The sequence below is a fragment of the Acinetobacter sp. 18QD2AZ41W genome, from assembly GCF_009829025.1.
GTDB lineage: Bacteria > Pseudomonadota > Gammaproteobacteria > Pseudomonadales > Moraxellaceae > Acinetobacter > Acinetobacter pseudolwoffii.
Genome location: NZ_WURP01000001.1, coordinates 398,863 through 422,052 on the forward strand (window position 1 = coordinate 398,863; position 23,190 = coordinate 422,052).

Annotated in this window: 22 protein-coding genes and 1 pseudogene; 10 read left to right on the top strand and 13 right to left on the bottom strand. The window is 41.9% G+C overall.

Annotated elements, in window-relative coordinates; translation table 11 throughout:
* A pseudogene (locus tag GVV58_RS01845) lies at positions 1 to 1,092 on the bottom strand (hypothetical protein); the annotation flags it as partial.
* Between the two features lie 438 nt (positions 1,093 to 1,530).
* Here GVV58_RS01845 and GVV58_RS01850 point away from each other — a divergent pair.
* Together GVV58_RS01850 and GVV58_RS01855 are read left to right on the top strand one after the other, a co-directional pair.
* Positions 1,531 to 2,319, top strand: coding sequence for a PaaX family transcriptional regulator C-terminal domain-containing protein (locus tag GVV58_RS01850; RefSeq protein ID WP_159515879.1), 789 nt, complete (start codon positions 1,531 to 1,533; stop codon positions 2,317 to 2,319).
* 91 nt (positions 2,320 to 2,410) lie between these two features.
* On the top strand, positions 2,411 to 3,391 hold the full coding sequence (locus GVV58_RS01855; RefSeq protein WP_159515880.1) for a fatty acid desaturase family protein: 981 nt from the start codon (positions 2,411 to 2,413) through the stop codon (positions 3,389 to 3,391).
* A 27-nt stretch (positions 3,392 to 3,418) separates the two neighbouring features.
* Here the strand turns inward: GVV58_RS01855 and GVV58_RS01860 are convergent, their stop codons facing one another.
* Both GVV58_RS01860 and yfcF read right to left on the bottom strand, forming a co-directional pair.
* Positions 3,419 to 4,336 (bottom strand): cation diffusion facilitator family transporter, encoded by a 918-nt coding sequence (locus tag GVV58_RS01860; RefSeq protein WP_159515881.1) that lies wholly within the window; start codon positions 4,334 to 4,336, stop codon positions 3,419 to 3,421.
* A 133-nt stretch (positions 4,337 to 4,469) separates the two neighbouring features.
* Complete coding sequence (gene yfcF, locus GVV58_RS01865; protein WP_159515882.1) at positions 4,470 to 5,105, bottom strand: glutathione transferase; 636 nt, start codon at positions 5,103 to 5,105, stop codon at positions 4,470 to 4,472.
* Between the two features lie 226 nt (positions 5,106 to 5,331).
* On the opposite strand from yfcF, the gene GVV58_RS01870 reads away from it, so the two are divergent.
* Positions 5,332 to 6,051, top strand: coding sequence for a glutamine amidotransferase (locus GVV58_RS01870; protein WP_159515883.1), 720 nt, complete (start codon positions 5,332 to 5,334; stop codon positions 6,049 to 6,051).
* Between the two features lie 50 nt (positions 6,052 to 6,101).
* Positions 6,102 to 6,734 (top strand): LysE family transporter, encoded by a 633-nt coding sequence (locus GVV58_RS01875; protein WP_159515884.1) that lies wholly within the window; start codon positions 6,102 to 6,104, stop codon positions 6,732 to 6,734.
* A 71-nt stretch (positions 6,735 to 6,805) separates the two neighbouring features.
* Here GVV58_RS01875 and GVV58_RS01880 read toward each other — a convergent pair whose 3' ends face one another.
* The 5 genes from GVV58_RS01880 to GVV58_RS01900 all read right to left on the bottom strand — a co-directional run bounded on the left by GVV58_RS01880 (position 6,806) and on the right by GVV58_RS01900 (position 11,328).
* Positions 6,806 to 7,396: a YceI family protein gene (locus GVV58_RS01880; protein ID WP_100534965.1), complete on the bottom strand. Its 591-nt coding sequence runs from the start codon at positions 7,394 to 7,396 to the stop codon at positions 6,806 to 6,808.
* Between the two features lie 128 nt (positions 7,397 to 7,524).
* Positions 7,525 to 7,980 carry a GNAT family N-acetyltransferase gene (locus tag GVV58_RS01885; RefSeq protein WP_005171309.1) on the bottom strand — a complete coding sequence of 152 codons (456 nt, stop codon included), beginning with the start codon at positions 7,978 to 7,980 and terminating at the stop codon, positions 7,525 to 7,527.
* 174 nt (positions 7,981 to 8,154) lie between these two features.
* Complete coding sequence (locus GVV58_RS01890; protein WP_005096650.1) at positions 8,155 to 8,370, bottom strand: hypothetical protein; 216 nt, start codon at positions 8,368 to 8,370, stop codon at positions 8,155 to 8,157.
* Between the two features lie 133 nt (positions 8,371 to 8,503).
* A complete protein-coding gene (tkt, locus tag GVV58_RS01895) occupies positions 8,504 to 10,492 on the bottom strand; it encodes a transketolase (RefSeq protein WP_074382885.1) in 1,989 nt (662 codons plus the stop codon).
* 452 nt (positions 10,493 to 10,944) lie between these two features.
* Entirely contained in the window at positions 10,945 to 11,328 is a 384-nt protein-coding gene (locus GVV58_RS01900) for a prepilin-type N-terminal cleavage/methylation domain-containing protein (RefSeq protein WP_074382886.1), read from the bottom strand.
* A 473-nt stretch (positions 11,329 to 11,801) separates the two neighbouring features.
* Here GVV58_RS01900 and metK point away from each other — a divergent pair, with 473 nt between their 5' ends.
* From metK to GVV58_RS01915, 3 genes are all read left to right on the top strand, one after another.
* Entirely contained in the window at positions 11,802 to 12,968 is a 1,167-nt protein-coding gene (gene metK / locus GVV58_RS01905; protein WP_005096646.1) for a methionine adenosyltransferase, read from the top strand.
* A gap of 353 nt (positions 12,969 to 13,321) precedes the next feature.
* Positions 13,322 to 13,666, top strand: a complete 345-nt coding sequence (locus tag GVV58_RS01910; RefSeq protein WP_159515885.1) for a hypothetical protein — start codon at positions 13,322 to 13,324, stop codon at positions 13,664 to 13,666.
* 347 nt (positions 13,667 to 14,013) lie between these two features.
* Positions 14,014 to 15,225, top strand: a complete 1,212-nt coding sequence (locus tag GVV58_RS01915) for a YeeE/YedE family protein (RefSeq protein WP_074382887.1) — start codon at positions 14,014 to 14,016, stop codon at positions 15,223 to 15,225.
* Positions 15,226 to 15,277: 52 nt separating this feature from the next.
* Here the strand turns inward: GVV58_RS01915 and GVV58_RS01920 are convergent, their stop codons facing one another.
* The 3 genes from GVV58_RS01920 to GVV58_RS01930 all read right to left on the bottom strand — a co-directional run bounded on the left by GVV58_RS01920 (position 15,278) and on the right by GVV58_RS01930 (position 17,887).
* Entirely contained in the window at positions 15,278 to 15,787 is a 510-nt protein-coding gene (locus tag GVV58_RS01920; protein WP_005096639.1) for a hypothetical protein, read from the bottom strand.
* 61 nt (positions 15,788 to 15,848) lie between these two features.
* Positions 15,849 to 16,628 carry a TIGR03915 family putative DNA repair protein gene (locus GVV58_RS01925; protein ID WP_100328722.1) on the bottom strand — a complete coding sequence of 260 codons (780 nt, stop codon included), beginning with the start codon at positions 16,626 to 16,628 and terminating at the stop codon, positions 15,849 to 15,851.
* Positions 16,628 to 17,887: a putative DNA modification/repair radical SAM protein gene (locus GVV58_RS01930; RefSeq protein ID WP_159515969.1), complete on the bottom strand. Its 1,260-nt coding sequence runs from the start codon at positions 17,885 to 17,887 to the stop codon at positions 16,628 to 16,630. Before GVV58_RS01930 ends, GVV58_RS01925 begins: the two co-directional genes overlap by 1 nt.
* Positions 17,888 to 18,093: 206 nt before the next feature.
* On the opposite strand from GVV58_RS01930, the gene GVV58_RS01935 reads away from it, so the two are divergent.
* Positions 18,094 to 19,137 (top strand): nitronate monooxygenase, encoded by a 1,044-nt coding sequence (locus GVV58_RS01935; protein ID WP_159515886.1) that lies wholly within the window; start codon positions 18,094 to 18,096, stop codon positions 19,135 to 19,137.
* 55 nt (positions 19,138 to 19,192) lie between these two features.
* Here GVV58_RS01935 and GVV58_RS01940 read toward each other — a convergent pair whose 3' ends face one another.
* Entirely contained in the window at positions 19,193 to 19,870 is a 678-nt protein-coding gene (locus GVV58_RS01940) for a hypothetical protein (protein WP_159515887.1), read from the bottom strand.
* A gap of 248 nt (positions 19,871 to 20,118) precedes the next feature.
* Positions 20,119 to 21,144, bottom strand: a complete 1,026-nt coding sequence (gene dusB / locus GVV58_RS01945; RefSeq protein ID WP_159515888.1) for a tRNA dihydrouridine synthase DusB — start codon at positions 21,142 to 21,144, stop codon at positions 20,119 to 20,121.
* 80 nt (positions 21,145 to 21,224) lie between these two features.
* Here dusB and GVV58_RS01950 point away from each other — a divergent pair, with 80 nt between their 5' ends.
* Both GVV58_RS01950 and GVV58_RS01955 read left to right on the top strand, forming a co-directional pair.
* Positions 21,225 to 22,433, top strand: coding sequence for a DUF1615 family protein (locus tag GVV58_RS01950; RefSeq protein ID WP_159515889.1), 1,209 nt, complete (start codon positions 21,225 to 21,227; stop codon positions 22,431 to 22,433).
* Positions 22,400 to 23,053 (top strand): HAD family hydrolase, encoded by a 654-nt coding sequence (locus tag GVV58_RS01955; protein ID WP_005096629.1) that lies wholly within the window; start codon positions 22,400 to 22,402, stop codon positions 23,051 to 23,053. The genes GVV58_RS01950 and GVV58_RS01955 overlap by 34 nt, the downstream gene beginning before the upstream one ends.
* Positions 23,054 to 23,190: the final 137 nt, after the last annotated feature.

Here is a 23,190-nt window from a genome sequence, read left to right on the forward strand (position 1 = left end):
ATAAGCAGATGCACCATTGGTACCTTTTAATGACTCAAGCCATTTCTCTTCTGTCAGTGGTGTTACACCTTCTGCCAAGCTATTGACATACACTTGGTAAGCCGAATCGCCTTGATCACCTTTTTGCGCCGCAACCCAGTCTTCAGCTGAAAGTGGGGTATCACCTTCTTTTACAGTCGTTAAATAGATCTCGTAAAGTGAATCACCCTTCAATGATGCCAACCAGTCTTCTTTACTGAGTGGTGTTTCACCTTCAGCTAATGTGCTGAGATAAATGTCATAAGCAGATGCACCATTGGTACCTTTTAATGACTCAAGCCATTTCTCTTCTGTCAGTGGTGTTACACCTTCTGCCAAGCCATTTACATACACTTGGTAGGCTGAATCACCTTGTTCACCTTTTTGTGCCTTAACCCATTCTTCAACTGTAAGTGGTGTTTCACCTTCTTTTACCGTCGTTAAATAGATCTCATAGAGAGAGTCACCCTTCAATGAATCTAACCATTGTTCTTTGCTGAGTGGTTCTTCACCTGCCGGCACCGTACTGACGTAAATATCATATGCTGAGGCACCATTGGTACCTTTTAATGACTCAAGCCATTTTTCTTGTGAAAGTGGTTCTTCACCATTTTTTCTAGCTTCTTCTACATATAGCTCATATGCAGACTTACCATTAAGACTATCTTTACTATCCAAAACGTTCGCTACTGCAGCAATAATTCCTGCCCCACTAGCCAAAGCTATTGGCCAAATGAACAAGGCTCCCTTATCTACTTCCGAAGTTGGATATAGTAAAGGCTCAATTTTATCGATCGGATTGTAACTTATAGTTTCAAAATCAAATAAATATAATTCTGAGTTTTCATTTCTAAAAACCAATGAACTTTCTTCTTTATCAAAGTTCTCAATTAATATTTTTTCACCATTTTTTAAAGTAATGGCAGCTTGATTATTTAAATATTCGATTTTTTCTATATCTTCGATTCTTATATCTACCAGAACTACAGACCCTTTATTTAATGATATTTTTCCCAGATATTCTTTTATTAATTGATTACTACCTTCAACTTTTGAAATAACTTGAACCTGCATAAAAAACCTCAAAAAACCAAGCATATTAGTTGGATTAAACTGTGATTCACCCCACTTTTCAAGTATTAATTATATATTTTATAAAGTTATTTTTAACCATCTATACTATGATGGCCATATAGTTAAGTTTTTCTAAAGCTCATTTTTTAAATGATTAATATACACTTGATAAGCAAGTAAATAATTTAGTTCTTAATTTTTAGCTTATAGAACATATTAAATATATTTAAAAATTACACAACTATGCTGCAATTAATCTATAAATTTTAAAAAATTTTATGATTATTAAAAATAAATTAAAAATATATATTATATAAAAAACTATTTTTATACTCTGCATTAAATTTTTGAAATACTTTAGTCTGAATTTATTTGGTTTATTTTATCTGAACTGCTATCGTCAACTAAATATCCGATTTCTAACAATGTTATTAATTCATGACTTATAAATTGAATGCCCGTCATCTGGTTTTAGACTTGTTATATGCGTCTCAAAATTCTACCGCCAGCATTAAACAGATGCTATGTGCAGCAGATCTATTAAGCATTTCTCACAATAGCCTGCGAGTTGCTGTAGCCCGATTGAATCAGGAAAATATCATTCAAGCTGTAGAGCGCGGCGTGTATCAATTGCTAGAAAAAAAATTTGATACTTCTTTTATCAGTTTAAACAAGCATCCCAATATGCAAATGGCGACCGCGTGGAATGGAAAATATGTACTGGTTTATACCGGTGCTTTGGGACGTGTAGATCGCACTGCATTATCCAAACGGGAAAAAGCACTAGGTTATTATGGCTTTCAGGAAATGGAGCAGAATGTTTTTATTCGTCCAGACAACTTAATGCTGAGCTTAACCGAATTAAAAGCGGCTGCAATCCAGTTTGGATTAGATCCAGATGCACGTTTTTTTCAAGTCAGTGAGATAGATCAGGAAATAGATGTCAGTGCACTTTGGGATGTTCAAGCCTTACATCAAACTTATCTGGAGGTGAATCAAGACATTCATCAATGGTTTGATCACTCTCAAAGCTTGCCTTTACCTGATGCAGCAAAAACTGCCTTCTATCTCGGTAAATCTGCCTTATTTAGTTTACGTGCCGATCCCCTACTTCCTGCAGAATGGATAGATGCCGAAGCTCGGCAACAATTTGAACTGGCGGTTCGTAAAATAGAAAAACAGGGGCAATTTTTATGGCAACAATATTTTAACAATCAGGGTGTATAACTTATTTCATATTTATTCACAAAAATAAATTGACTGTAATATTTAGGACAAATATATTGAAAGTAATGATAAGAACGCAATAGGCAAAACAATGAACACTAAGCTCAGTGTCACCGAATTTTTTAGCCGCGAAGAAATTAAAGAACTCACCACGACTTCTGACTTACATGGTGCTTGGTCTATAGCTTCAACTTGGGCTGTGATTGTGATGACCTTCGGTACAGTGGCCTATAGCTGGGAATATTTGCCCATTTGGGGAAAATTTTTAATGTGTGCAGTGGCATTGGCGATTTTGGCAGGTCGTCAGCTGGCCATGGCGATTTTGATGCACGATGCCTCACACCATAGCCTGTTTAAAACCAAATGGCTAAATACACATTTGACCGATTGGCTGTGTGCACGCCCAATCTGGAATGAGGTCAGCAAATATCGTCCTTATCATTTGAAACATCATGCTAAAACCTCTCAACCAGACGACCCGGATTTAGGCCTGGTGAAAAACTTCCCCATTACTCAAAGCTCATTATTCCGAAAATTCTTTCGCGACTTAAACGGGCAATCTGGACTTAAATTTCTGGCAGGTCGGGTATTGATGGATTTTGAGCTTCTGGAATGGAGTGTGTCCAACGATCCCAAACCTATTCCACGTGGCGATCGTAGCAAGGTAGATTTGGCCAAAAATCTGCTGAAAAACAGTTCCGGTATGCTGCTCGCGAATGCCACGATTTTCTCTGTGCTTTGGGCCAGTGGCCATCCTAAGCTGTATTTGCTATGGCCTTTGGCTTATATCACACCATTCCCTTTATTTATCCGTATTCGCGCAATGGCTGAACATGCGGGTCTGGAAACCAGTCATTCTGCCCTCAGCAATACCCGTACAACCCGCGCAGGTTATCTGGCACGAGCTTTTGTAGCACCGATTCATGTGAACTATCATATTGAACATCATTTAATGGCCGCTGTTCCGCATCAAAAGCTGGCGAAAATGCATCAAATGTTAAGAGAGCGTCAGTATGTCGATGCTCCACCAAGTTATTTGGATGTCATCCGTTCACTTCTAAAAAACAATTAAGCCCTGCGATGCTCAGATGATTATATTTCAGTGCTGATGGGTCGAATGCCCTCGTTGTTCCGGTGGACAATTTTCTGCCTCAATCTGTAAAGTCATTTCAGTAATATGATGCTGATGGCTCAACATTTCAAAAGCCTGATGACGCAGTTTCTGATAATCTACATTCGGTGCAACCAAATGTACCGTCAACATGACTTTTTTGGAAGTAATCGCCCAGACTTTAAGCTGATGAATATCTTGTACGCCTTCGAGTGCTAAAAGATCATGACGCAGTTTTTCAATATCAATTTCATCCGGTACGCCTTCCAGCAGAATATTGATGCTCTGTTTGAGTAAAATCCAGGTACGTGGCAAAACCCAAAATCCGATCAAGACCGCAATCAGTGTATCTACCCTCATCCAGCCAGTAAAATAAATCAGCAGCGCCCCGATCATCACGCCGACTGACCCCAATGCATCACTCAGTACCTCCAGATAAGCCCCTTTGATATTTAGACTTTCCTGACTACTTGACACCAGAATTTTCATCGAAATCAGGTTAATGATGAGTCCTAAGCTCGCCACAACCATCATCCCCAGACTCTGGATTTCTGGAGGATTGCTTAAACGTTGATAGGCTTCAAATAAAATATAAATCGCCACCACAAAGAGCATCAAGGCATTAAATAAGGCAGCCAGAATTTCAAAGCGTTGATAACCAAAAGTGCGTTTATTATCTGCCGGTTTTTGCCCAACCTTGATGGCCGCCAGCGCAATGGCCAGTGCAGCAGCATCGGTAAACATATGTGCTGCATCGGAAAGCAAGGCCAGACTTTGCGTCATAAAGCCGGCGATCACTTCCACAATTAAAAAGCTGGTCGTGAGTGCCAGAGCAATCGATAATTTTTTGATATTTTTCGCAGTCACAGTGACATGACTATGCTCATGATGATGTGAATTCCCCACCCCGCACTCCTTAATAATGATGCAACAAGGACATTATTTCTCGTAATTTTCCACACAGTTCTGATTTATATTACGCTTGATTTTTATCTATTTAAGTCTTTTTTGTATCCTCTAGTTCATAAGTTTTGGCAGCTTAAAGTTTGAGCTTTTCATTTTCTGTTAGCCACGCCTGAACTGAAGCACGCTGGAAATTTCGCTGGATATATACCCGAATTTTATCAGGCAGTTCAATCTGCTGGCTAAGCAGGCGGTGCAGCATAAAGGCCAGATCAAAATCTGCAATTGACCACTGTTCAGTCAGCCAGCATTCACTGAGCAAACTCTCTGTGACTGCCAATAAACGCTGAATATCTTGCAAGACTTCGGCTGATGCAATAAAAAGTCCTTTAGGCGCAACAAAGATTGAGTCTGAAGGCATGGCCTGGCGGATTGCCATAAAATCAGTTTTGACTAAAGCCTGAACTGCACGGCATTTTGCTCTGGCCTGACTCTCTCTGGGGTATAAAGCTGGATAATCTGGCGCCGGAAAAGCATCTTCCAGATATTCTGTAATCGCCCAAGATTCAAATAAATGAAAATCATCCATCACCAGACAAGGGACTTTTCTACTGGGGCAAATTCTGCGATATGCCATGCTTTGTTGTTCCAGTTGATCTAGATCAACCGTTTTTTCCTGAAAATTCAGGCCTTTTTCTTTTAAAGCAACGTAAACTGACATGACATAGGGACTGATACGTTTTTTATCGATATAGAGACAGATATTGTGCATTTTTCTTCCTCAGTCTTTTTATTCTATATTCACCTCTACTCTACTGCCTTTCTAGTGGGAAATGAAATTGAGCTGCATAATGATACAAAGCCGGTTCAGAGCTCTGCACCAGGATTCACTATTCAGATTGAGAATATCTTGCTTCATAAATTACGGGATTAAAAAGACTTCTATTTTTTTACAGAATGACGTTAAATAAATATTTCCCGTTTTAGATCGAATGACCATGCTGAACCTGGACCATTTCCCCGATACTGTATATGCAATCCAACATCTCGCTTTTGAAGACCTCGGTGCTTGGGAAGATGTATTTTATCAGCTGGGGCTACGTGTCCGCTATTTTGAAGCCGGGATTGATGACCTGCGTAAGGCGTATGAGCATCCTGGTTTAACCGTGATTCTCGGTGGCCCAATTGGGGTTTATGAAACAGAAAACTTTCCTTTCTTACAAGCAGAAATAGACCTGCTTAAAGTACGTTTGGATAAGAATTTACCCACTTTAGGAATCTGTCTGGGTGCTCAATTGATTGCGCATGCGCTTGGTGCCAAAGTCTATGCAGGACAGAGCAAAGAAATGGGCTGGTCTAAGCTCAATCTTGCAGCTATCGAGAATAATCCACTGCGAAATCTGGAAAATATTGAAGTGCTACATTGGCACGGCGATACCTTTGACCTACCTGAACAGGCTGAATTACTGGCAAGTACTGAGCTCTATGCGAATCAGGCCTTTCGTATAGGCAGTAATATTCTGGCACTACAATTCCATCCTGAAGTCGCCAGTGATAGTCTGGAAAAATGGCTGATTGGCCATAGCGGTGAATTAAGTCAGGCTAAAATTGATATTCCTGCACTACGCGCTGCCAATCTTCAGTTTGCGCCTGTACTGGAAACTACCTCGCAAACTGTACTAAAGCAATATCTGGCGCAATTAAATATCGTATCCTAGTCTCAAGATGCATTCCAGGCTAAACTATTCCTCTCGACTGTAGAAACATTATGAGCGCATTATTCGGCATTGCCGTGATTCATTTTTTTGCCCTGATTAGTCCAGGACCGGACTTTTTCTTTGTCACACAAAGTGCCATCCGGCAGTCCAGAAAGCATGCTTTATGTGCAGCCCTCGGTATTTCATTGAGCATTCTGGTCTGGTCAATTTGTGCACTTGGCGGCCTGCATTTTTTATTTCAGAAAATGGTCTGGTTACAGCAGATCTTAATGCTATTGGGTGGATTATATCTGCTCTATCTGGGCAGTTTGATGTTGAAGTCGAGCTTTAAGACACCTCTACCGTTAACAAATTCGAAAGCAGAAGCTCTTTCTATCGTTCAGCCGTCGTATCTTAAATTATTGCTGCAAGGTTTTTTCACCAACATGGCCAACCCCAAAGCCCTGATTTACTTTAGCAGTGTATTTGCATTGGCAATTAGCCCTAATGCAAAACTATCAGAACAATTTTCTCTTTTAGCTCTGGTCTTTATCGAAAGTTTGCTCTGGTTTACGGTTGTAGCCATTATTTTTTCAATGCCGAAAATGACGACTTATTATCAAAAATTTGCCAAATGGATTGATGGAGTTACAGGCGGGATCTTTATCAGTTTTGGCTGTCTGCTGATTCTGAATCGTGATTAGATCTAAGTCATTTTATTCGATAAAAAAGCACCTGAATCAGGTGCTTTTTCATACTATCCATACAGAGAATCTTATTTCTTTGTAGGCGCAGGTACAGTTGCTTCAGTGGTAATCTGAACAGTAATTTTATCACCCACACTCGGTACGTTTGCTCCTAAACCAAATGCAGAGCGGTCAAATGAAGTGGTTGCATTGAAACCAATTGCTGGAACTTTCATCATTGGATGTTCAGCCTGTTTGTTTAAAACAGCATCCAATACCACAGGTTTGGTCACGCCTTTAATAGTTAAGTCACCAGTAATTTTGAAGTTCTTTTTGTCCCGCGTTTCTACTTTGGTACTTTTAAAGCTGATGTTTGGATATTTTGCTGCATCAAAGAAATCGGCTTTCTTTAAGTGATCATCTAAAGCTGTCACGTTGGTATTAATACTGGATACTGGAATTGTCACATGCACAGCTGACTTTGCCGGTTGCTCATTGTCCACCACGATTTTGCCCTGAATATCAGAGAAATTACCAGATGGCGTAGAAAAACCGAAATGATCCCAGCTAAATACGGCTGCAGTATGGGTCGGGTCAATTGTATAGGTTACTGGTTTTGCAATAGAAAATGTTGCTACAGATGAAACCGCTAAGCCTAATGCTAATGTTTTGAAATTCATGTTTTTATCTCTCGTTTTGGATGTTATTCAGTGTATAGAATTCAGAAATATTTACAGCTCTAAAGATAAAACGTTTTGTTGCAGCGATGAAACGATAAATTTGTAAGTTATTTTTTAAATTTCTATTATTAATCCATACGGTACTGGATAAATCCGGTCTTTTTGGCCACTTTATCATAGAGCATTTGTGCCTGACGATTTGATTCATGCGTGAGCCAGTAAACGCGGTCACAATTACGCTGTTCTGCCACCTGATAAACCTGTTCAATCAACTTGCAAGCGATACCTTGACCTCGATACTGCGAAGGCACAAATAAATCCTGCAAATAAGCATAAGGCCGTAGCGTCCAACTGCTGTCATGCTCGACCACATGTACAATGCCCACCACTTTTTCATCAAGCAATGCAGCAAATCCATACATCGAATCTAGCTCAGTACTGTGTAATTTCGCCCAGGTATTTTCACTGACCTCGTCACAGATCTTCGCATGATAAAAAGCCTGATATTCTTGCCATAAAGGCAGCCATTGGTACTGTGATATTTGCTCTAAAGATTTGATCTGAATCTGGGAATTTATTTTCATGTTTACCAACTTCTTTTGCCTATTTCATCAATATAAGCCGTTTCGATAGGATGCTGAGTTCTATAGCGAGTTACAAGCTTATCTTTATCTCATCTGGTTTTGATAAGCAACTTCCAGACAAAAATCATCTGGCATAAAAAAAGCCCCAATCAGGGACTTTTTAGTATTTTAGCTTTACAGTTTTTCAACCAGAATACGATCAACCTGTTTTAGGCCAGTCGTCTTTTCATGGTTTTTACGGCGGACTTTGATGACTTTTTCTTCCGCGAGTTCTTGCAGCATTAACTCAACCGCCATCATGGCCTCAAGAGGTAGATCCTGCCCGATCCATTTCTGTTCGCCTGCATCCATCAGAGTAATTTCTTCGCTAATTTGCTCGTACAAGCTCATGTTCATCTCACTTTTTGCATTCAATTATCAAGAGAACTCTTCAACTCTTGTCACATGAAAACAGAGCTAAAAAGACCAAAAACAAAAAGACGCCCCAAAACTGGGACGCCATTTTAAACTTTTAAGGGGCTGATTAAGCAGTAATTTCTTTTACTGCTGCAACAACGGCTTCAGTGGTAATACCAAAGTGCTGGAACAAGTCTTTTGCAGGTGCAGATTCACCATAAGTACTCATACCAATCACGCGACCATCTAGACCAACGAATTTCCACCAATAATCTACATGCGCTGCTTCAACCGCAACACGCGCACGAATATTGGATGGAAGAACCGCTTCACGGTACGCTGCATCTTGCTTCATGAATTCTTCAGCACATGGCATAGACACGACACGCACGCCCTCAAGCTGTGCATAAGCTTCCATTGCCAAAGCAACCTCTGAACCTGTTGCAATAATAATCGCTTTTAATTCGCCTTTTTCTTCAGCCAATACATAACCACCTTTCGCAGCGTTCTCAATTTGTGTTTGAGTACGAGTTTGGAAAGCTAAGTTTTGACGAGAGAAGATTAACGCTGTCGGACCCTCAGAACGAGTCAATGCAGACTTCCAAGAAATTGCAGCTTCAACGGTGTCACATGGACGCCAGGTATTCAGGTTTGGTGTACCACGTAAAGATGCAATTTGCTCGATTGGCTGATGCGTAGGACCATCTTCACCTAGACCAATAGAGTCATGTGTGTACACATGAATCACACGTTGCTTCATCAAGGCAGACATACGTACTGCATTACGTGCATATTCCATAAACATCAGGAATGTAGCCACATAAGGAATGAAACCGCCATGCAGCGCAACACCATTGGCGATTGCAGTCATACCGAATTCACGCACGCCATAATGTACGTAGTTACCCGCTGCATTGTCTTGTACACCTTGCGCACCTTTCCACAGCGTCAGGTTAGAACCAGCCAAGTCCGCAGAACCGCCTAGAACTTCTGGCAATAATGGAACCAGTGCTTGCAATGCATTTTGGCTTGCTTTACGTGTCGCGATGGTTTCAGCTTTAGCATTCACTTCAGCGATATAAGCATCTGCTTTTGCAACGAAGTCCGCTGGCAAATCACCTGACATACGGCGTTTTAGCTCTGCCGCTTCAGTCGGATATTTTGCAGCATAGGCAGCAAATGTTTCATTCCACGCTGCTTCAGTTTTAGCGCCCTTGTCTTTGGCATCCCAAGCTGCATACACATCTTCAGGGATAACAAATGCTTCGTCAGTCCAGCCTAATGCTGCACGCGTCAAGACAATTTCATCATGCCCGAGTGGCGCACCATGGCTGTCTTCTTTACCTTGCTTGTTTGGTGAACCCAAACCAATCACTGTTTTACAAATAATGATGGTTGGCTTAGCAGTTTCAGCTTTAGCTGCTAAAGTTGCAGCACGAAGTGCTTCGCTATCATGACCATCTACTTTAAGTACTTGCCAGCCGTAAGCCAAGAAGCGTTGTTCGGTATCGTCAGAGAACCAGCCTTCAACTTCACCATCAATCGAGATACCATTGTCGTCATAATAAGCAATTAACTTACCAAGACCTAAGGTACCTGCCAATGAACACACTTCATGTGAAATACCTTCCATCAGGCAGCCATCGCCCAGGAAGCAGTAAGTAAAGTGATCCACAACCTGGAGGTCATCTTTATTAAATTGTGCGGCTAAGGTTTTTTCAGCCAGCGCAAAACCAACAGCATTGGCGATCCCTTGACCTAGAGGACCAGTCGTCGTTTCAATCCCGGGTGCATAACCCAATTCCGGGTGACCAGGTGTTTTAGAATGAAGTTGACGGAATGCTTTTAGATCTTCAATCGAAAGATCGTAGCCCGTTAAATGAAGCAGTGCATATTGAAGCATAGAGCCATGGCCATTTGACAATACAAAACGGTCACGGTTAGCCCAATTCGGGTTGGTCGGGTTGTGGTTCAGGAATTCACGCCAAACCACATCAGCGATATCTGCCATCCCCATTGGAGCACCTGGATGTCCTGAGTTTGCTTTTTGCACAGCATCCATTGCCAATACACGAATTGCGTTTGCAATACGACGTTCATTAAGCGGGGTTGTCATAAATCAGAGTCCAAAATATTCAGAAATAGGAAATGATGAAAAGACTTTCAAAACTATGGTCTATTGTCTTAAAAAAACAGCGAGGGGTAAAGACTAAGCAACAACATTTATCAGTTTATTAGTCTTGTATTTCCTTATCGGGTAATTATTCCACATTTTTCTCTCTAGTTCTGTTTTCTCTGGTCACTTTTGCGATGGATTTATTAGACATGATAGTTAGCATATTGTTGTCTGATTGAGCTTTTCAACTCTGGATTTTTTAGAATTGGCTGTTAATTCGTTTTTAATCTAAAGTCGGCTCCATCCGTTCAAAGCGAGATGTGTCATATAATTTTCTCGTCGATGATGAAGAGCATTGATGATTCATTCTTATCAATAGATGGATCAACGTATTTATTTTTTAGATGAAAAGCTTACATCTATTTAGGCTCAATCATAAGCAGCAAGCGTGCTTAGCGCCCCTGGCAGCTTTTAGGTAAATAGCGCTGATAAATATCAGTCGAGAAGCATTTTCCCGTATAGACATCAAATGCAATTGATTTACCCCGAATCGCTGCATCTAGGCCTTGCTGTCGCAGCTTAAACTCAATTCGGCATGTTGCATTAATCACCACTTTTTCGATATATCGTGTATTCCCTCCAATCTCGCGTCCAGCATCACAATGCTGACCTGAGGCAATGAACTGAGTTCGATATGTGCCAGCCTGCTCAAACACTTCAGCCAGTTGAGCGCGTACCACATAGCCCTGATAGCTCATAAACGCCATGGTGGCTAAAATCGCCATCATCGTCAGTACAATCATCACCTCAATTAAGGTAAATGCCTTTTGATACATCATGACTTATCTCCGTACAGTCTTACTTCAAGAAGCCCATACAAAAAGAATCTTGGCCATGCTTAACCGGCCAGTAGTGAAACCTTAGGCCTAATATGCAGAGAAGCCGATGCAACAACAATACAGCTAGTCGAATCATGTTGAATCACATGCGAGCGTATTAATGTAATAATCATTTTCCTGAAAATTGCTCAGATTTTAGCTTTATATTTTTCCAATCAGCGATCTTTTAAAATTTATTCGAGAATATAACTGTTTAATTTTGCTACATCTGGGAAAATCCGGATTAATTTGTCGCTCCTTGCCAAATCAGCAATGACGGTTAAATCGACATATCAATTTTTTTAATTCTATTAATCAATTAAAAACACAATAATTTGAAACAATTTCGACCAATTTTGTCGTGTTAAGCTAGTCCTAGAGCGCAACTCGATGTAACATATCGGGTCTTTAAAATTAACTGTGATAGGACTATGCGCGAGTACGCTGTATTTACTTCGGAATCTGTAAGCGAAGGCCATCCAGATAAAATGGCTGACCAAATCAGTGACGCTATTTTGGATGCAATCTTAAAAGAAGACCCTTATGCACGGGTTGCTTGTGAAACGCTTGTAAAAACAGGTGCGGTTGTACTTGCCGGTGAAATCACAACGACGGCCAATATCGATTTTGAAGCGGTAGTACGCCATACCGTGAACGGTATTGGTTATCACCATTCTGATCTGGGTTTTGATGGTTCGACCTGTGCCGTAATCAACATGATTGGCAAACAGTCACCTGAAATTGCTCAGGGTGTAGACCGTCAGAAACCTGAAGATCAAGGTGCCGGCGACCAAGGTTTGATGTTTGGTTATGCCAGCCGTGAAACTGACGTTTTAATGCCTGCGCCAATTACCTATGCACATCGCTTAATGGAAAAACAAGCAGAGCTTCGTCGTAATGGAACTTTGCCTTGGTTACGCCCAGATGCGAAAAGCCAAGTGACCTTTGCTTATGAAAATGGCAAACCTGTTCGTTTAGATGCTGTGGTTTTGTCGACTCAACACGATCCTGAAATTTCACAAGCCAATCTTAAAGAAGCTGTGATTGAAGAAATCGTGAAGAAAATCATTCCTGCCGATATGTTCCATGCAGAGACCAAATTCCACATCAACCCAACGGGTATGTTCGTGATTGGCGGCCCTGTCGGTGACTGTGGTTTGACAGGTCGTAAAATTATCGTAGATACCTACGGTGGTATGGCGCGTCATGGCGGTGGTGCTTTCTCTGGCAAAGATCCATCTAAGGTTGACCGTTCTGCTGCCTATGCAGGGCGTTATGTAGCAAAAAATATCGTTGCGGCTGGTCTTGCAGACAAGTGTGAAATCCAGGTGTCTTATGCAATTGGTGTTGCTGAACCCACTTCAATTTCAATCAACACTTTTAATACTGCAAAAGTATCTGAAGAATTGATTATTGCCTTGGTTCGTGAGCACTTTGACCTACGCCCATATGGCATTACCCGCATGCTGGATCTGATTCAGCCAATGTATAAGCAGACTGCGGCTTATGGTCATTTTGGCCGTGAAGGCTCTGATACGGCCTTTACTTGGGAAAAAACCGACAAAGTGGAAGCGCTTAAAGCCTCTGCTGGTCTCTAATTTTCTCTTTAAAAAGCCCGCACCCTGCGGGCTTTTTTTATGACTGGGATTTTATTGCTTAAAATCATCTTTTTTATACGACTGACAGCTTAAATCGCAAGATTAATAATATACCCTGTTCACCTCCATCATCCTTGAATGCTTATTAAATTAGAAATTTCTTAGTTTCTGGATCTGACTCATCTAATACACTTAAAACAACTTATTAAATAAGTTATGAGCGAGTTAAAGCAGCATAAGTATTGAAAAAAGTTACAGTTAATCAACAAATTTTGATCTATTTTCTAGCATAAACTTTAAGAAATGACTGTTAAATTAGTTGGCAGCTATACAACAACAAGGGATATTACTCGATGAATAAATTAATGATTGCTTTAGGTTTAGCGGCAACTGTTGCCTTGGTCGGCTGTAACAAAGATAAAGCACCTGAAACCGGGGCAACGACAGGTGAGCATTTAGAAAATGCAGCAGATCAAGCCGGTCATGATATGCAAGATGCAAGCCGTGAAGCTGCGGTAGACACTGAAAGAGCCTTGGATAATGCAGCGGAAAATACAGCTCAAGCAGCTGACGAAGCTGCTGCTGCAACGTCTCGAGCAGCAGATGCTACTGCTGAAGCAGCACGAAAAGCCACTGCGGCCACTGCAGCTGCGGTTGAAGAAGGTGCTGGCAATGTTCGAGAAAAAGCTGAAAACTGATTTTAGCTCTCAGTTTAATGCTTAAAAAGCCTGCGATTCAATTTGCAGGCTTTTTTATGTACTTCATTTGAAAATCTAGAAACTCAAAAATGCTCGATACTGATCTATCGGCATAAAACCATACGATTAAATCTGCAATTTATTTAAGCTGCTTAAGTGTAGAGAATTACAGAATAATGAGATGTTCCATTAGATTTATTTTTATAATTCACTCCCACAAATCAGATAAAGTGATAAAACTTATCAACTATAAGAATGACTTAATACTCACTCATTGGCCAAAATGGGCTGCATTTAAGCTGAAATTCAGTAGAATACCAGCCTTTATTTTTAAAATTTAATCTCCCATGTCAGTCATTGCTGCTGCTTCCCAACGGTCGAATATTTCGGTCTGGGTGGCTTTTATTTTACTTGTAATCGGTACAATCGGTGCCTATCAGATCGTTGGCTTAAATCAGGCTCTGTTATTTTTAATCGGTGGTGCGCTAGGCATGACCCTGTACCATGCCTCATTTGGTTTTACCTCGAGTTGGCGCGTCTTTATCAAGGAACGTCGCGGTCGTGGTCTGCGTGCACAAATGATTATGCTCGCTCTAGCAGTATTGTTATTCTTCCCCGCTTTAGGTGCGGGTGAATTGTTTGGCAACCCGGTCACAGGTAACGTCAGTCCTGTTTCCATGTCAGTCATGATTGGTGCCTTTATTTTCGGCATCGGCATGCAGCTCGGTGGCGGTTGTGCATCGGGTACGCTGTATACCGTGGGTGGTGGTAGTGCACGTATGCTGGTAACACTCTTGTTCTTCTGTATCGGCTCTGTGATTGCAACCTCACACTTAGACTGGTGGTTTGCTTTGCCGCATCTGGAACCTATTTCTCTGGTACAGAGTTTAGGGGTGATGCCTGGATTGCTGCTGAGCTTTGTTATTTTTGCACTGATTGCTGCGGCGACTGTTTATTTCGAAAAGAAACGTCATGGTCGTCTGGAAGTAGAACCAAGCAGTGAGCATCAAGGCTGGAAACGCTTTATTCGTGGTCCATGGCCTCTGATTTGGGGCGGGATTATTCTGACCCTGCTCAACTTTGCGACGTTGGCACTTGCAGGTCGTCCTTGGGGCGTGACTTCTGCCCTGGCAGTTTGGGGTGCAAAAGGCGCCACTTTAGTGGGTGTTGATGTAACTGCATGGGATTATTGGCAGAAAGCTGGCAATGCCAAAGCACTTACAGAGTCGTTGTGGTTTGATATTACCTCGATGATGAACTTTGGCATCATGCTCGGTGCTTTGCTGGCAGCCAGTCTGGCAGGTAAGTTTGCCCCGAATTTCAACATTCCGAAACGCTCGCTCATTGCTGCTGTTGTCGGTGGCATCATGCTCGGCTATGGTGCACGCTTGGCCTATGGTTGTAATATTGGTGCGTATTTCAGTGGCATCGCTTCAGGCAGTTTACATGGCTGGTTATGGCTGGTGTTTGCCTTTATCGGTAATGGTATTGGGGTGAAACTTCGTCCAATCTTCTTCCCGGAAGAAAAACCACAAGCTGAAAAAATTACAGGTTGTTAATTATTTAAACTAAAAAGCCCATCTTAATGATAGGCTTTTTTATCTTTAAGATTTAAAGCGCGGCTTTTAAATTACAACCATAACCCATGGTCTGCTGAACCTGACGATAAGTAGTATAGCGATCCAGAATAAAAGTATAGAAGTGATCGGCATTCGAAAAATTGTCTTTTAGATTTTCATTGGCAGCATTCGGCAATTGGATGTCATCGACCAGTTCCAGATTATAATGCCCCAAACGATACATATCGGCAAAATAAGCATTCATCATATCGCAATAGGCAATTTTACTTGGTTTTAATGCCGTACTGCTGACCAAATGACGGTTTAAAGTTTGCAGATTATTCACATCTAAAGGAAACTGGTGTGAGAAAGCAATACTTTCTAGTTTTTTAAATTTCTGAAAATCCTGAGCCAATTGGCTATTGAGTGCATCAAAACGTTGCTGCAATTCCTGCGCTGTCTGAACCTGATATTTGACTGGATCGACGACCGGTTTTTGTGGCTCTTTCGAGCATGCGGTTAATCCAATGAGCAGCGCCAATGACGTTAGCCATACCTTCATATCTATGCACTCAATCTAAATATAAACGCTTATTATGCCTGAAAGATGCCAGATGTACTGTTTAAAGTGTTTTCTCATTCATATAACGCCAGTAGCGTTTCGGTACATATTGAATATGCAGTTTCATATTGTTACGTGTCTGAATATTCACACTATTAAAATAATCTTTCCAGAGCTGATCATACAACCATTCATCATCATCCAGTTCGATACTGAATGACTGACTGTGCCCAATCTGGATTTGTGAATCAATTGCTTCAGCATTCATCTCGACCTGATGTACCTGCTCTAAATCATAATAAATCCCGTAATTGCGCAGCTCATCATAAATCAGCCAGGATTGATCCTGATAGCGCTCCTGAAAATGTCGGGAAATAATCGGTAGAACATTAAAGTCTGGCTTAACCAGACTCAGGAATAGTCCATCCTTGGCCTTTTTAAAGCGTACAAATGCCTCCATACGGTGCTTTTCCCGTCCGACTTGCTTGGCCCATTGCGACATACCAATAACCGCATGATGACCATAATCTTTATCGACAGGTCGCTGGTTTTTAAATACATAAACCGCGAAATCAAATAGAATCTGAAACGCTGCTTCTTGTTCCGACAGAAAAGTATAGTAAAAGGCACGCAAGCTGCTGGAGGAGACTTTTTGCTTGAGCCCCTGCCAGACCCGCTGTCCATGCTCATCATTAGAGCTAACATAAATAAATTCATCAAACAGGCCATTTTGTGCTTGTGGATTGGCAGTGATGCGGGCATTCAATTCCTTAAACTCAAAAGCCCGAAATACACAACTGAGCAAGCCGGTCATGCTGCCATCAAAACAGTAACAGGCCATCAGAATGCCAGTCCAAGCTGTGGTGAAAGCTGCTGCTGATATTTAGATTGACCAGACTGTAAAATTTGCTGACGGATCTGATACGATTGCTGATCTTTCTTAAATTTTGGCGTATCAGCACAGCGGATAAAATGCTGTGCGCGGTTATATGCCACACCCATGCGTTTTAGCTGATCGATATGAATCTGACCAAAACGGCGTGCCTGTACAATTTTTTTGGCCGAACGTACCCCAATACCCGGTACACGCAAAATTATTTTATAGTCGGCACGGTTAATATCAACTGGAAAAGCTTCAGGATGTCGCAAGGCCCAGCTGAGTTTGGGATCAATATCCAGATCCAGATTCGGATGCTGGTCATCGACAATTTCATCGGCAGAAAATTCATAAAAACGCATTAACCAGTCGGATTGATATAGACGGTTTTCTCTTAACAAAGGCGGCGCTGAACCAACAGCCGGTAAGGCTTTTTCTTCAGGGTTAATCGGAATATAGCCGGAAAAATACACCCGTTTCAGCTTAAATTCCTTGTAATGCCGATCGGCCATTAAAATAATGTCTTGGTCAGTTTCGCTATGTGCGCCTACCACCATCTGTGTGGTTTGTCCGGCAGGTACAAATTTTGGCACCGTTTTAATCAATTTGCGTTCATCTTTGAGCTGGATCAGTCGATCCCGCACAATCCCCAAATCTTTTTGTACTTCGGCATGGGTTTTTTCAGGCGCAAATTTCTGTAATCCGGCTTCAGTCGGCATTTCCAGATTAATACTCATCCGGTCTACGTATAGTCCGGCTTCGGTAATGATTTCCTGAGATGCACCCGGAATGGTTTTCAAATGAATATAGCCATTAAAGTTTTCTTCTAGTCGCAGTTTTTTCACCACCTGTAGCATCCGCTCCATGGTGTGATCCGCCGATTTGAAAATACCCGAGCTTAAAAACAGACCTTCAATATAATTACGGCGGTAAAAGTTCATGGTCAAATCCACCACTTCCTGCACGGTAAATGCTGCTCGCTTGACGTCATTGGAACGGCGCAAAACACAATAAGAGCAATCAAAAATACAGACATTGGAAAATAGAATTTTCAGCAAGGAAACGCAGCGGCCATCTTCGGTGTAGCTATGACAAATACCATTGCCGGTATTTCCTACCCCTTTGTCTTTATTTTTACGATTGCTTCCACTGGATGAACAGGACACATCATACTTGGCAGCATCGGCTAAAATTTGCAGTTTTTCACGGATACGATCAGACATGAGCTCAGAAAGATTTGACCAAAATGCTATTATAAAGTCTTCAATTGCAGCGCTATAGTTGATCTGTCTGGCTAGCGACATAGCGTGTCGTGAGAAATGTAAATGACAGCTAAGCAAAGTTTAAGTATTTCAAAATAAAATAACCAATATGATTTGCTTAATTTTGAACTCAAGGGCAAAGTAAAAACATAACAAGGAGCAAATCTATGTCTTTATTAGAAAATCTCGGAATTAAACATCCTATTTTCTTGGCGCCGATGGCAGGTGTCTCTACAGCTGAACTTGCAGCTGAAGTGTCCAATCAAGGCGGCTTGGGTTCACTCGGTTTGGGAGCCAGCAGTATCGAGGCAGCACGACAACAGATTTTAAAAACTCAGGAATTGACAGACTGCCCTTTTCAGGTGAATTTTTTCTGTCATGACAGTGTGCCCCTAGATGAAGCTGTCGCGCAGGCATGGATCGCACAGTTTAAAAATAAATTTATTGAATATGGGGCGCAGCCACCCGAGCATTTAAACTGTATTTATCCGAGCTTTAAAGACAATGATGACTTCCTGAATCTGGTGCTGGAAACCAAACCACGGGCGGTCAGTTTTCATTTTGGCATTCCGCATCCACATCAGATTCAAGCCTTAAAACAGGCGAGAATTTTAACCATGGTTTCTGCGACCAATTTTGCCGAAGCCAAAGCCATTGAAGCTGCCGGAATTGATATTATTATTGCCCAAGGCATTGAAGCCGGCGGTCATCGTGGAATTTTCAGTACCAAATTCGATGCTTCGGTCAAAACCTCTAATCTGGTGAAACTGATCAAACAACATTGTTCCCTGCCGATTGTGGCAGCAGGCGGGATTATGGACGGCCAACAGGCAAGACAAATGCTGGATTTCGGTGCCGATGCCGTGCAACTTGGCACTGCATTTGTACAGTGCAAATCGTCCAATGCCAATGAGGCTTATCGTAAAGCCCTGCTTTCCAAGCCACTCACTCAAGTCAGTGCCAGTATTTCCGGTCGCCCTGCTCGTGGAATCATCAACCACTGGCATATGGATGTCGACACACCCGATCGTCTGGATGTGCCGGCTTATCCTTATACCTATGATCTGGCCAAGCAATTACATGCTGCTGCAGCCGAGCATGGTGATCAGGGTTATGGCGCGTTCTGGGCAGGCTCAAATGTGGCACAAATTCGTGAAATGGAAGCATCCGATCTGATCAATCAGCTGGTGCTGGAAATGAAACATCTCTAAAATTTATCAACATTAAAAACCTCTCTAATTAGAGAGGTTTTTTATTCAGTCGGACTTAGCGGGTAAGTCGATGCCAGGCATCTTTGACTGCAAACTTGGCTTCTTCCCAATTTAAGCGGGATTCACCTTTCACCTGTTCCCACTTGGTCCGTAGTTCAGGTTCCGCATGATCAAAATCTGTATCACGATCATACATGGCACGGTTTTCATAACCTACACGATAAGCGCCGCGATAGTCACGATCATAGTCTAGATCGCTGTAGGTATTCCGCGTTTCATTAAAATACGGGCGATTATGATACTCATCGTGCCAGTAATTATCTTCGGCAATCAAATGGTCGGGATGCTGATAATTATCTGCCTCACTTCGAATTTCTGGATGCTGGTAGTTATCTGCCTGTTTTTGACGATCTGATGTTGCAATATCATTACCGGCAATGCCACCAACCACACCACCGATAATGCCGCCCACCACTGCACCTGGAGGACCACCGACCAGACCTGCAACGGCCCCTACAGCAGCACCACCTACTGTACCCGCACCGGTCGCGGCCAGATTATCTTTGCCTTCATTCATATCTGGCACATTCGGATTATCTTTTTCAGGAGTATTTAAATCCGGACGTGCATTGGCATCAGTAGGATCTATATTTAAGCCTTCACTGCGTTCTTGTGGCAATTCCGTTGACGTTTTATGGCTAAATTCTGTGACTGGACGATTGGTATTTGTCATTACAGATCTCCCTTGACGATGACTACAAACAAGAAGGATCACCTCCTGTTCATATTAGATGAATCCATCATAGAACAAGTTTAAGTAAGCAATGTCCAAGTCCTGTCCGGTTTAAGTCAACAAAATGTTGTGCTATGTATTTGACAGGCTGAAGTGTAAACAGCGTGCTAAAATCGACGCGCTCAAGATAAAAAAGGTAGTGTTTTCACACAAAATATATTTCTTGATTGCGTCCTACTAGCCTGCCATCATTTGGTCTCTAATAAATTGACCTGTTCGACCTGAACATCACTCATAGTCAAACCATGTTCAAGTAAAGTATTAAAATAATCTTCTACTACACGATATTGATCAGCTGTATTTTCTACCTGATACATGCCCTGACGAAACTCGTTGCTTGAACGCAGACCTTTGGTATACCAGGCAATATGTTTCCGGGAAATTCGGCAACCGGAATACTCGCCATAAAACTCATATAGCTCAGCCAAATGTCCCAATAGAACATCCTTAACTTCTGTAATACTCGGCGCATCCAGATATTGGCCAGTTTTTAAATAATGGGCAATTTCACGAAAAATCCAGGGACGACCTTGTGCTGCACGTCCGATCATGATGGCATCTGCACCGGTATAATCCAGTACATATTTGGCTTTTTCAGGACTGTCGATATCTCCGTTGGCAATCACGGGAATATTCAACATGTCTTTTACATCTTTAATGAGTGAATAGCGGGCGGTATTTAAATACATATCTTCACGGGTACGGCCATGTAAAGCCAGCGCCGCAATTCCGGCATCTTCCGCACGTTTTGCCACCCGCATGATATTTTCATGACCATTTAAATACCCCAGACGGGTTTTTAAAGTTACCGGCACATCGACCGCAGCCACGACGGTATCCAAGATACGGGCAACTAAATCTTCATCCTGTAGCAAGGCTGAACCGGCTAATCGATTGCAGACCTTTTTGGCTGGACAGCCCATATTAATATCAACAATTTGTGCACCATTGGCCACCTGATAACGCGCAGCCTCAGCCAGATCTTGTGGATCTGAACCGGCAATCTGGGCTGAGATAGGCGCCAGCTCCCCATCAAAATTGGCACGGTAGAGACTTTTTTTGCTCATACGCAAAGTTTTGTCTGAGGTCATCATTTCACTGACCGCATGACCTGCACCAAAATACTTGCACAAGGTTCTAAACGGACGGTCAGTCACACCTGCCATCGGGGCGACAATCAAATTGTTTGACAGTTGATATGGACCAATATACATATAAATTCATCACTTTTTTGATGGGCATAGTATACTGCATCTGCCTTATTCGCTCATCTTTTCAATTAATTTACCACACCATGAATAAAACTTTTGCTGATTGTTTTTCTGTTAAGTCATTGTCTGTACTTGCACTTTCTCTGGGTCTTGCCGGCTGTGGCAATGGCTCATGGTGGTCAAAAGATGATGAACCGACACTTGAAGTTGAACATATTCGTAAAGCAATTCCGAGTCGGGTAAATCAGCGTGCGTCCTGGGCACAAGATATTTACGACATCACCGAACAGTTGGGTATTCCTCAAACCAAGGAAAATGTCTGCACGATTGTGGCCGTGGTCGATCAGGAATCCAATTTTGTGGCAGACCCTACAGTACCAGGTCTGGGAGAAAAAGCGGTTAAAGAAGTTCAGGATCGTCTTGAAGAAAAATTCAAAGATAAACTCGGACAAGCAATCGGTGGAACAGTTGCGGGATATTTCCAGGAAGTACTCAAGAACCATCCAAGCCCAGAAGATAACTATTTAAGCCAGATGCGCCGGGTAAAAACCGAACGCGAACTGGATGAGTTATATCGTGAAATATTTGACTATATGTCGAAGCATTACCATGTCAGCGCACTGACCGGTGCTGCAAAACTGGTCGGCCAGAACATTGGCGAGAAAATGAATCCGATTACCACTTTGGGTTCAATGCAAGTGCATATTAGTTATGTCAAGGAATATAAACGTCAAGGTGGCAACATCGCAGCCTTACGCTCCGATGTCTATACGCAATATGGCGGCCTATATTACGGGATTCATCGTCTGATGATGTATCCTGCAGATTATGACAAACCGATCTACCGTTTTGCAGACTATAACTCGGGCATGTATTCCAGCCGAAATGCCGCTTTTCAGAGCATGCTCAATGATTTAACTGAAGCTGAACTCGATCTGGATGGCGATTTATTACTCTATAACAAAGATGGCGCGATCCGTTCGCAGAAGAGTCAATCCGAGCGTGAGCTGATCAGTGTATTTGCGAAAAATAATTTTATTATTACCGAACGTCAAATCCGCGCCGATTTAAAGAAAGAAAAAGAGAAAGATTTTGAAGATACCATGACCTATCGTGGGATCAGCAAGCTCTATCAGGAAAAAACAGGCAAAGATCCGATGTATGCAATCATGCCGGAAGTGGTCATTTCTGGACCAAAACTGAGTCGTGATTACAATACCAACTGGTTTGCCACCCGTGTCGATGGTCGATATCAAACATGCATGCGCAAAATCAAACACCTAAAACTCTAGCCTTATTTGATTTTGATGGCACCCTGTATACAGACGACAGTTTTACCGGGTTCATTTTCTATGCCTTGAAAAAACGGCATATTTTAAGACGCGGCATTCGTCTCCTGCCCTGGATTCAGGCCTATTATCTGAAGCTGTACCCTGCCCATGCGATGCGTCCAAAATTGTATGGCAACATGTTTAAGGACAGCGATGCAGAAGAAATTTTACAACTGGCGCAGGACTATGCCCAGCAGCTGGTCTTTAAGTTTAATCCAAAACTGTTGCAGCAACTTCGGCAACATCAGCAACTGGGTCATGAGATCGCGCTGGTTTCAGCATCACTGGATTTATACTTGAAACCGGTCTGTACCTATTTAAATATCGATTTACTGTGTAGCGAAGTTGAAATCAAAGCTGGAAAAATAACAGGATTTTATCAGACTCCAGATTGTAGTAATGCGCAGAAGAAACTGAGAATTTTAGAAAAATATCGTCTGGAAGATTATGCTGAAATTTATGCCTATGGTAACAGCGAAGAAGATCAGGAAATGCTGAGTTTGGCACATCAACGCTATCTGGAAGGACAAGATCAGCAATTGCCAAAAATTAATCTACCATCCGATTCAATGACATATTAGGGCTTTAAAATTTCCGCTTTATTGATACGCCATAATAATCTTTAACAAGCACTTAAATGACAGATGAGTTGTCGCTCAATGATACTTTTAAGGCAGATCTGATGACTGAATCATCCAGACTTTTTTGTTTAAATATA